This is a genomic window from Niallia taxi (assembly GCF_032818155.1).
In the GTDB taxonomy this organism is placed as follows: Bacteria; Bacillota; Bacilli; order Bacillales; family Cytobacillaceae; genus Niallia; species Niallia taxi_A.
Genome location: NZ_CP102590.1, coordinates 1,143,604 through 1,153,972, shown reverse-complemented (window position 1 = coordinate 1,153,972; position 10,369 = coordinate 1,143,604). Strand labels below are relative to the sequence as shown.

The 10,369-nt window shown below is 34.1% G+C and carries 10 protein-coding genes; 2 read left to right on the top strand and 8 right to left on the bottom strand.

Annotated elements, in window-relative coordinates; genetic code table 11:
* Positions 1-128: 128 nt before the first annotated feature.
* Genes NQZ71_RS24750 through NQZ71_RS24725 form a run of 6 tightly spaced genes read right to left on the bottom strand, consistent with a single transcriptional unit; the run spans position 129 to position 5,363 of the window.
* Positions 129-842 carry a hypothetical protein gene (locus tag NQZ71_RS24750; protein ID WP_144455388.1) on the bottom strand — a complete coding sequence of 238 codons (714 nt, stop codon included), beginning with the start codon at positions 840-842 and terminating at the stop codon, positions 129-131.
* Positions 839-1,576, bottom strand: coding sequence for an ABC transporter ATP-binding protein (locus NQZ71_RS24745; RefSeq protein ID WP_260054393.1), 738 nt, complete (start codon positions 1,574-1,576; stop codon positions 839-841). Before NQZ71_RS24745 ends, NQZ71_RS24750 begins: the two co-directional genes overlap by 4 nt.
* Before the next feature lie 3 nt (positions 1,577-1,579).
* Positions 1,580-2,317, bottom strand: coding sequence for an ABC transporter permease (locus tag NQZ71_RS24740; RefSeq protein ID WP_275008688.1), 738 nt, complete (start codon positions 2,315-2,317; stop codon positions 1,580-1,582).
* Positions 2,318-2,328: 11 nt separating this feature from the next.
* On the bottom strand, positions 2,329-3,252 hold the full coding sequence (locus NQZ71_RS24735; protein ID WP_144455394.1) for an ATP-binding cassette domain-containing protein: 924 nt from the start codon (positions 3,250-3,252) through the stop codon (positions 2,329-2,331).
* A gap of 33 nt (positions 3,253-3,285) precedes the next feature.
* Positions 3,286-4,209, bottom strand: a complete 924-nt coding sequence (locus NQZ71_RS24730) for a hypothetical protein (RefSeq protein WP_144455396.1) — start codon at positions 4,207-4,209, stop codon at positions 3,286-3,288.
* Between the two features lie 17 nt (positions 4,210-4,226).
* Entirely contained in the window at positions 4,227-5,363 is a 1,137-nt protein-coding gene (locus tag NQZ71_RS24725; RefSeq protein WP_144455398.1) for a ThiF family adenylyltransferase, read from the bottom strand.
* 482 nt (positions 5,364-5,845) lie between these two features.
* Between NQZ71_RS24725 and NQZ71_RS24720 the strand changes: the two genes are divergently transcribed.
* Positions 5,846-6,556: a LytR/AlgR family response regulator transcription factor gene (locus NQZ71_RS24720; RefSeq protein ID WP_144455400.1), complete on the top strand. Its 711-nt coding sequence runs from the start codon at positions 5,846-5,848 to the stop codon at positions 6,554-6,556.
* Positions 6,553-7,848 (top strand): GHKL domain-containing protein, encoded by a 1,296-nt coding sequence (locus NQZ71_RS24715; RefSeq protein WP_144455402.1) that lies wholly within the window; start codon positions 6,553-6,555, stop codon positions 7,846-7,848. The genes NQZ71_RS24720 and NQZ71_RS24715 overlap by 4 nt, the downstream gene beginning before the upstream one ends.
* A 201-nt stretch (positions 7,849-8,049) precedes the next feature.
* Here NQZ71_RS24715 and NQZ71_RS24710 read toward each other — a convergent pair whose 3' ends face one another.
* Together NQZ71_RS24710 and NQZ71_RS24705 are read right to left on the bottom strand one after the other, a co-directional pair.
* Positions 8,050-8,946, bottom strand: a complete 897-nt coding sequence (locus NQZ71_RS24710) for an ROK family protein (protein WP_317011959.1) — start codon at positions 8,944-8,946, stop codon at positions 8,050-8,052.
* A 23-nt stretch (positions 8,947-8,969) separates the two neighbouring features.
* Entirely contained in the window at positions 8,970-10,355 is a 1,386-nt protein-coding gene (locus NQZ71_RS24705; protein WP_275008753.1) for a glycoside hydrolase family 1 protein, read from the bottom strand.
* Positions 10,356-10,369: the final 14 nt, after the last annotated feature.

Below are 10,369 nucleotides of genomic sequence, written 5' to 3'. Positions count from 1 at the left end.
TGGAATTGGTTATTGGTTTAACTATTGGAGTAATGCACAAGGTATTTTGTAGAGAATCATTTTACAGTAAAACCTCCTTTAATACTCATTAGTAAACAAATTTATAGGTTTATCTCTATAATAATCAACTATACAACTTCCTCATTTTCAATCCTTTCTCCCACAGATTGAATGATAAAATAGAGTAGAACTGTTAAACTTAACGCTATTATTAGACTTAGAAATATTTTAGCAGCAAGGGACATTGCAATTAAATTTCCTAATATCACAACTAGCACGATACTTGAAACAATCGTAGCTGGTAATGAAGAATAACGGATGCCAACTACACCAGACAATAGGATAATTACTAGAGTTATTAAAGCACTTGTTATGGAACTGATTATTGCAATTAATAAATTTGATAACATTCCTTCTTTAGAGTTCACAATAGGAAAAGTAAATTCACCTATTAAGAAAATGGTATCTGAAAGAAGAAGTCCTAATAGCTGAAGTTTAAGAAACGTTAAAACAAAGGTTTTTATTTTTAATAAAAACAAATTTTTTCTACCATAAGGATATAAATAAACACGAACACGATTCTCACCAATATAATTTTCGATAATAAAGGAATTGACCAAAGTAGCACCGTAAATAGCTAAAATGCACATTGTAATTGTACTCGCTAAACCACCAATTCCCGCAATATTTTTTAATATATTACTGGAGGTATCGCCAGACTCAAAGTGTCCAACCGTCGCAAAGAAGAATAAAAATACCAATTGGGATAAAAAAGCAATCAAAAAAATAGTATTATGAACAGTTTTTAACTTGCTCCATTCAAAATTACTGTCTATTTTCATCTCCTACCTACCTCCTCACTAGTTAAAGTTTTAGCTTCCTCGTAATATTGAAGCAATCCACCTTCAAAATCCCGGACAATTTCTTCCATCTTTTGATTATGGGTGGTAGTACCGTTCTTCATAAACACTACATTTGTAGCTATATCCTGAAGTTCATTTAGTGAATGACTCGTTATAAGGACGCTATTACCCATTTCCGCAAAATCTTTTAAAATATCTTTCATTAACCTGATTCCATCCACATCTAGCCCATTAAAAGGTTCATCAAGAATCAATATATTTGGTTTATGCGCCAAAGCTAAACATAATAATAAACGTTGTTTCATTCCTAAGGATAGATTTTTAGCTAAGCTGTTCATAGAAACTGGCAACTCTACTTTTCTTAATAACTCTTGCATAACTCCTGTAGTTTTTACTCCATAGTAATGAAAGTGCTCAACAAAAACTTGTTCAACGGTTAATCTTCCGATCATTACCGGAAACTGTAAAACTGTGCCTATCTCTTTTAATAGGTCATTTCGTGTAATAGCAGTCATTTCCTGTTCATTAATAAGTATGTCTCCAACATCTTGCTTCAAAAGTCCTAAAATACATTTTATTAAGGAAGTTTTCCCTGCTCCGTTAGGACCGATTACTGCACAAATTTCGCCATTATTAACCCTTAAATTTGCATTGTTCACCAACCCTTTGTTTTCAATTGTCTTGTATAAATTTGTTACATTGATTCTAGCCATTACTTACTCTCTCCTCGACAATGCAATTAATGATAACAACAAAGTAACTATTCCCCAGATCGATACCACAATTACTTCCCGAATAGAAACTGACCCATTGTTAAATAAAGTCGATCTAATAAGCTTACTTGCTGGCACAAACGGCAAATTTTCGTAAATAATCTTTGTCCAATTCGGCAATCTATCGGTTGGATACAAAATGGGCGAAAAAAGTAATCCTCCAATCATTATTATTTGAGTTACTAAAGCAACCGTATTTGCCGAAAACCAATATGCTATGGCAAATCCAATACAAATCATACTAATTTGCACCAAAACTATAACTAATAAACTTTGGAAAGAAACATCAATATTTAATCGAAATCGAAAAATTGCTGCTATGCTGCTCATAAAAATTCCTGGTATCGAAGCAAATCCCCATATAATAATGTCAGCCAAAATAATATTTAAACGATAGACTGGTAAAGTTTTTTGATAATAAATTATTCCTTCTAGCTTGGCTGTATTTACAATTTGGCCTGATAGAACACAACCAACAGCTATTATCCCCAATGTAATTGATCCAGAAGATAAGTAGATAGTTGATTCTCCATCTAGATTTGGAAGCATGAGTGCTAATCCGTATACTATCGCTAATGAAAGAACTATCTGCGTAAACGAAAAAACAACTAAAAGATGCTTATGCCGCAATAAACTCCAACGAATCAAACCTACTAATTGTTTAGAAATCGGATTAACCATCAGATTTCCTCTCATGTTTTAAGACCTTCGTAAGCATATACAAGAGAAATAGGAGAAAGTTTATAATTAGAAATCCTCCCTATCCGAAGTTGTTGCAGGGTCCATTCCAATGTACTTAAAACATGCTCTGGTTTTAAAATTAAATCTACTTTATGCTCTTTTTCAATATATTTAACCTCTATATTTATAGGTATCTCACATAAAACATCCGTATCTTGAATAAAAATACTTAAAATACTTACGGATATTGCAGGATTCGTGAGGATTGCTGATTCTCTTAATATTTGTCCCTTTTCTAGCATGATATATCTATCCGCATACTGCTCTATTTCAAGTAAATTATGTGATACTACAATAACAATATGCCCATTAGAAGCGAGTTTTTTCATATATTGCCAGATTAACTTTCGACGTATTGGATCAACGTCATTTGTCGGTTCATCAAATAATAAAATTGGTGATGGAAAAACTACCGTCATAGCAAAGGAAGTTAGTCTCTGTAAACCTCCGGAAAGCTTATCCCCCGAATGTACTGCATAATTCTCAATTTGCAGATTCTTCATGAGAATATTCGTTATTGTTTTCATGTCTTTTTTTCTTCCACCACGAATTAAAAATATCGATTCAATTGCTTGTTTCATCGTAACACCAGTTAAAGGCGCTTGAAATTGAGGCATTAGAGAAACGCAAGCTCTAGCTTTTTGAGGATTATTAACAAAATTAACTCCATCATATTGGATGACTCCAGAAGTTGGCTTTACCAATCCTAAAATTTGATTTAATAATGTCGATTTCCCAGCACCATTGTGCCCAATTATTGCAATAACCTCACCAGCCTTAAAAGACATTGTAAGGTCAGAATTAGCTACAATATTATTTTTTTTATAAACCTTTTTCAGCGAAATTATTTGTAACTTATTATCTTTTTGTGTCATAACCACCTCGATAAATATTTGACTTATTAATTGCTAATTCATAGATACATAGTTAATTAAGTATCTATACATACTCAAAATAAATGGTAAACACCAGAATATTAAGAGAAGAGCATTGATGGTATAACCTATAGTCTTAAGTATCCTAAATATATTCTTTTCTTTCCTTTGCTCTAAAGGATTATCAGTAAGTTCTATCACATCACCAAATAACGGGTTGTCCATCAATGTTTGAATGAGTAATTGACCATCACATTTTTTTTGAAAACGAAATTGCCATAATATCCGAACCCACAAAACAGCCGACGTCACTATTAAAACCCAATACGAAATAAAAATTTGTGTTATTGTAACCATAGCTAATAGAAATAAATCCGAAATTAAACCAGCTGATAACGCAATTAATCTGGAAAATAGTGACCATACCCAAATATGTGACATTGAAACGGTTGCTGTCGAGTTTATAAATTGTACCCTAATAATATTTTTTAATCTCTTACCCGAGTGCGAGAAAAAAATGTGCATATACTCATGTAAGAGACTGGTTAATACTGCAACAAGGAGAACACACAGTAATGTATAAAAAAAGGGCACATTTTGTGCCAATATTTTATTTCCTGTTGGGATTCCCTCTGTAAAAGGAAGAGCAGAAATAATAATAATAAGTGAAAGTATACCGACAAATAAAAATAGCTTGCGATATAAGTTCCATCTAGTCGTTGTCTGTTCTATTGGCATTGTTTTCGCTTCTTCTTCAGGTTTCTGAAAATACCCACTTTGTTCAAATATTAATTTCACATCTTGATTAAAGTTATTTAAATACATGGGATCTTCTATTAACATGTCAGCAATTTCACTTTCAACAACGAGTGGAATTGAATCGGAAGCAATAATAACTGCTTTTCCATTTTTTAAATTTCTACTAGCTATGTGTTTTACAATCATATTGCTTGGCATACTTTCACCTCATTTCCTTATTTCTTATTCTCATAATATTGGAATATTTCCCAGTCAGAAATATTCCCCTTCCCACATGTTGGACATTGTTTTTCATTTCTACTCCAAGTAGGATGAGTAAAAGAAGAACCATCTTCAAAATTAATTTCATATTGTGTTCCTAAACTTCTCGGTTGGGCATAACCAGTTATAACTCTAACTGCTTCATCAACTATTGCTGCAGTCAGCTGGTAAATTCCAGGTGCATATGCAACGGTTGGTGGGGAAAAATTAATATTTCTAAAACCTATAAATTGTTCAACAAATTGTGGATCATTTATGCTGTATTGCAAGTTTAGACAATCGAAACAGCCTGTAACCTTAGGTATAACTGTATAAACTCTTCCGCGACTTACTTGAGAAGCACCAAAAACACAAGGTAAATTAGCACGGACTATTGCTTGATTCACAATTCTTTGTGCTATGAATGGCGGTTCATCAATAGCACAAATTACTAAATCTATTCCTTCAGCAAAAGCTAGCACATCATCTGGGGTTGTAATTTTTAAATTATGTGCTTCTATTTCTATTGTTGAGTTCATTTCTTTTAAAGCTCGTAGTGCTACTTCTGTTTTAAGTTTACCTATATCCTTTTCCCGATATAATAGTTGTCTACCTAAGTTTCCTTCTTCGACGATATCATAATCGAGGATGATAACTTTCTTTGGACCCAATCCAGCAAGAAGAGTTAAAATGTTTGAACCTCCGCCTCCAAGTCCTAATAATAAAATTGTTGTATTACTTATTTTTTGTTGAATGTCATAACGATTTTTTTCAGTTCCAATAAATCTACTAAAATAATTTACATTGGGTTTGTAACGTTCAGGTACTTTTTTTCCGTTATCTTTAAAGGTTTCTTCAATAAAACCTTCTTCATCCAACAACTGAACTCCCTCTAAAATATCTTCTACAGTTAGTTCTGGAAATAATTCTCTAACTTCATTAATGACTTCCCTAAGATTGCGTCCATCCAACCTTTTGGCTAACTCCCACATTTGTTTTTCTGGATCATTAAATTCTGCTGTAATACCTAGTTGCGCTCCAATTCTAAATTCGTTTTCATTTAACCTATACAATGGATAGATTGGTTTTACTCGTGGTTGTTTATATTTCATATTTCCTCTCCAATAATTATTTCATATGATTAAAAAGACACTAAGGAAGAATATCTCCCCAATAAAAATTAAGGTCAGATATACTAACTTAGTGCTAGTTTTTGGACTATTTTCTAAATTAGATAATAATCCACCACGTTGTTGCTTCTACTTTGGTCGCACGACGAACTGTAACTTTTTTCATTTAAATCACCACCCCATCCTCTACAGAAGGATTTGTATATTTGTAACAAAGGTATTTTATGGCTCGTCAATAGATTTCTTAAAAGAAAATACATTTACGAAAAATACCTTGTCCTTATGTGAAAGATATCACACGTAATTCACCCTTTAACCTACATGTAATGTTTGGTCATTTATAAGTAATAACTAGTGTTGTTTACATGTATAAATAAACTTGTGAGATTAATCACATAATATTAATTGCTATATTTAATGAACGGAAGGTAAAATGGAATTGAATATTAACGGAGGTGGTTTGATTGATAAACATAGCAATATGCGATGATATTTTTGAGGTTACTAGTCAGACAGAAGCCCTTATTAAAAAATACAATCCAACTTTTTCTATTGATGTTTTTCATAATCCAATAAAACTAATAGAATTTCTTTCAAAATCAAACTATCATTTATTCATTTTAGATATTGAGTTTCCTGACAGTTCTGGTTTAGAAATTGCAAGTAGGATTCGTGAGTTAAACGCCCAAGTTCCTATTGTTTTTATAACAAGCTTCGATAGTTATGCAATGGAAGTATTTAAACTGCATACATTCGATTATATCTTAAAACCTTTGAATGAGGAGAAGCTATTTCCCGTTTTAGATAAGGTGATAAAGTACCTTAATATTGATGAGAAACACTTCGTATTTCAATTTAATAAAGTGAACTATACACTTCCTCTTCAAGAAATTGTGTTTTTTGAGAAAAACATGCGAAAAGTATTAATCCACACACTAGAAGAAGATTACACCGTAATAATGACAACTAGAGATTTACTAGCAAATTTAGATGATAACTTTGTTAGAGTGCATAATTCTTACGTTATTAATATACGTTTTGTTCGTGAAATTCGGAATGATTATCTAACACTTGATAAGGACAAAAGTCCAGATATTTGGATTCCTATCAGTAAAAACTATAAGTTAGCAGCAAGAAAATCTATCTTGATGAAATTGAGAGAAAAAATCCGATGATTATAATAACGATTTTAAATTTATGTGCTAATATTATTCTAGCAAATTATTTTTTCTCCAGTTACGGTAAAATTAAAAGACGGTACATTTCTAAAATAAATATATTATTACTGGCTTTATTTCTCACTTCTAGTATAATGCGATTTATTGTATCTCTTCAAATTGTCCCTTTCATTAATATTGCACTAACCATAGCTATCTTAATAACAGTTGGTATCAAAAACCATGTTCCTTTAAAGAAATCAATTTTTTGGACATCTGTCCTCATAGTTGTATCATTAGGATGTGAATATCTTTCCTACTTAATTCTCTCTAGTTTCTTTCCACTAAAGCAAATTTCATCTTATAATCTAATATTTGTTTCAGCAAGCACCAGCGTTTCAACAATAATTGAAATTATCTGCATTATACTTTTAAAAACTAAAGTTTATAAAAGGAGTTGGTCCAAACATCAGTTAGATTTATTTAAAGTAATTGCTCTTACTTCTATCCCCTCTGTATCCATACTCACTTTATGTGTAGCATTCATCAATGAAGTAAGCTCAACAAACCTTCCTCATATTATAATTCCACTTATGTTTGTCGGAACTGTATATATGAACTTGTGCATCCTATATCTTTATGTGAGTTTATCTAATCACTATGAAAAATTTGTACAAACTACCATTCACAACAAAACCCTAGAGAATGAAATGAAATTTTATGATCAAGTAAAACAATCACAAACTGAAATACAGGCTATTAATCATGATTTAAAAAATCAATATTTGGTGCTTTTAAGCAAACTACAAAAAGGAGAAGTTGAAGATGCTATCAATTCCATCCGCCGTTCCCTTTCCACATTGACAGAGGAACACAGTACAATTTTCACTGAAAACCATACCTTGAACTTCATGTTAAATGAAAAAAATACATATGCACTATCAAAAGGAATAAAATTCAATATTAAAGCCTTTTTGCCAAGAAAAATCAATTTACAAGACGATGTGCTAGTGGCAATATTCGGTAATCTATTAGATAATTCCATTAATGCATGCAAACGATTAACATCAATTGAAATGAAGGAAGTAAATTTAGAAGTAGATTACTTCAAAAATAACTTAGCAATTGAAATATCCAACCATTTCAATACAGCAGAAATCGAAACTCGTAAAAATCGGTTGATTGAGGGTATGGGAATTAGAAATGTTATTAAAGCAGTTGAGGAGAATGGTGGGATATACGAGCAATGGACTAAGGGAGAACTCTATATTGTGAGCATCGTTTTATTGAATATAACGTATCAAGAATAACAAGGATTTAAGTGCGCTGTAACTGGTGTGTATCTGAATCCTCTTTCATCGCTAGTTGTTCGGATTTTAATATTCTATTAAAAAAACCCACCTATAAAAGGTGAGTTTTAGCTTGCACATTTATAGGTTGAAGTTATTCCCTAATAAATCCCTTCGCATTAGACCATTACATGCTATCAGCATATTTATACGCTTTTCTAATCAATGCTTAGAATTCAAAAAATGGAACAAAGCTCCTACTAAATTAGCATCATTTCCAAATTGACATGCTTCTACTTCTATCTCTAATGTAGAAACATCGTTTCGTAATTTCTGTAATTCGTGGTTAATTCCGGCTATGACGTCCTTACGGGAACTGATTCCACCGCCAATCAGGATTTTCGCTGGATCTATTGCGTATTGTAAATTGTAGATTCCGATTGCGAGCCTTTTATAAAAGTTGCTAAGAGCTTGTTGGGCAATTGGGTCGCCTTCTTCAGCCATTTTGAATACGTCTTCTCCACCTAGAGTTTCTTTCCTGAGTGACTGTTGATTTTTCACTGCTTGCACAAGGGCATTTGTTGAAGCGTTAAGACTCCATGTCGCTTGCAGCGGTTCGTTAAAGGAGGTGCCCATAATCATGCAGCCGAACTCTCCGCCATGAAGGGAAGCACCGCGTAGGATTGATTTGTTTAGAACGATGCTGCCGCCAATGCCTGTTCCAATCACTATACAAATATAGTAATCAACCTCTTTTGCTGCTCCTAACCAGCCTTCTGCCAAGGCTGCGCAATTTGCGTCATTTTCAATCGTTGTCTCGAGTCCGGTCCTCTCCTTGATGAGACCAGTCATGTTAACTCCATGTATATAGGGAATTGCACTTGCTCCGCCAATAAAACCTGTTTTTACATCGACTGCACCTGGAGAGCTTATCGCTAATCCTTGAAGATTAAAGTCAGCAGCATTTTCTTCAACTACTTTTTGTACAGTCAGCAAGAAGCTGTCCAATCCGTCCTTAGGTGTTGCTAGTTTGCCGCTTCTCCGTTTTTTTGCTGTTTCATCCATGACAGCATACTTGATATAGGTGCCGCCAATATCGATTACCATAAAGGCTTCCATCAGATTACCACTCTCCAGTCAGTTTAAAATCCATTATTCTCTGCCAGCAGCTTATACCATTTCCCTGATTTCTTTACAGTTCGTTTTCTACCATTCTTCAAATCTACTTCTACTAAACCGTAGCGGTTCTTATAAGCATTTGCCCAAGACCAGTTGTCCATGAATGTCCATATATGGTATCCGAGACAATTGGCGCCTTCCTGTATGCCTTTATGTACCCATTTTAAGTGCTCCTTCACAAACTCAATCCGGTATTCATCTTCAATATAGCCCTCTTCGTTGCGGAACTTCTCTTCCCCCTCAACCCCCATGCCATTTTCGGAAATAAAAAAGGGGATATTACGATAATGATCACGAAGGTCAATCATGATATCATAAACAGCTTCCTCTGCAATTTCCCAGCCACGGTGGGGGTTAATCCTTCTCCCTGGCATAATATAAGGATCAAAAAGATGTTCTGGCATAAACGGTACATTGTCCGGCTCTAGGTTCTCTTTTGCTTTAACACGGCGGGGCTGGTAATAGTTCACACCTAAAAGGTCAATCGGGTTATTACGAATTACTTCCAAATCACCTGCTTCGACAATTGGAAGCAGCTCTTTGTCTGCTAAAATATCAACTAATTCACGAGGGTATTCCCCCTTTGTGACAGGGTCAAGAAAGCTGCGGTTAAAGAATAAATCAGCAATATGGGCGGCAGCTCTGTCCTTTTTATCCTCGCTTCTTGGATAGGAAGGAGTTAAGTTGAGGATAATACCGATTTGGCCAAGGGCATTCGATTCCTTAAATGCTTCAACAGCCCTAGCGTGTGCAACAATCGTGTGATGTGCAACAACGGCAGCCCGTTTGAAATCTACGATATGTGGATAATGCAAATTGTATAAATAACTGGCTTCAACAGGAACGATTGGTTCATTAAATGTGAACCAATATTTGACACGATCACCAAATAAACGAAAGCAGGCTTTCGCATATTGGACATAAGCATCGATTACTTCCCGAGATTCCCAGCCGCCTTTTTCCTGCATACACATTGGCATATCAAAGTGGTAAAGATTTATAAACGGTTCAATATCATTTGCCAGCAGCTCATCAATAACTTGATTATAAAAATCAACCGCTTTCTCATTTATTTGTCCAGTTCCGTCTGGAATTAACCGTGACCATTGAATGGAGGTGCGAAAGGAGTTATGCCCTGTTTCTTTCATTAATTGGATATCATCTTTAAACCTGTGATAAAAATCCGATGTCTGCTCAGGACCGACACCATTATGAAAGCTTTCAGGCTCAATGCTGTACCAATAATCCCAAATGCTTTGCTTTCTGCCATCCATTAGCGCTGCACCTTCCGTTTGTGGTCCTGATGCTGCACTTCCCCACCAAAACTTTTCAGGAAAAGAATAATCTATTTTCATAATAATCA

Excerpts from the sequence above, each read along its gene's own strand:
- NQZ71_RS24710 (WP_317011959.1), bottom strand. The coding sequence starts at position 8,946 with ATGGAAGCCTTTATGGTAATCGATATTGGCGGCACCTATATCAAGTAT.
- NQZ71_RS24740 (WP_275008688.1), bottom strand. The coding sequence starts at position 2,317 with ATGGTTAATCCGATTTCTAAACAATTAGTAGGTTTGATTCGTTGGAGT.
- NQZ71_RS24715 (WP_144455402.1), top strand. The coding sequence starts at position 6,553 with ATGATTATAATAACGATTTTAAATTTATGTGCTAATATTATTCTAGCA.
- NQZ71_RS24745 (WP_260054393.1), bottom strand. The coding sequence starts at position 1,576 with ATGGCTAGAATCAATGTAACAAATTTATACAAGACAATTGAAAACAAA.
- NQZ71_RS24730 (WP_144455396.1), bottom strand. The coding sequence starts at position 4,209 with ATGCCAAGCAATATGATTGTAAAACACATAGCTAGTAGAAATTTAAAA.
- NQZ71_RS24725 (WP_144455398.1), bottom strand. The coding sequence starts at position 5,363 with ATGAAATATAAACAACCACGAGTAAAACCAATCTATCCATTGTATAGG.
- NQZ71_RS24735 (WP_144455394.1), bottom strand. The coding sequence starts at position 3,252 with ATGACACAAAAAGATAATAAGTTACAAATAATTTCGCTGAAAAAGGTT.
- NQZ71_RS24750 (WP_144455388.1), bottom strand. The coding sequence starts at position 842 with ATGAAAATAGACAGTAATTTTGAATGGAGCAAGTTAAAAACTGTTCAT.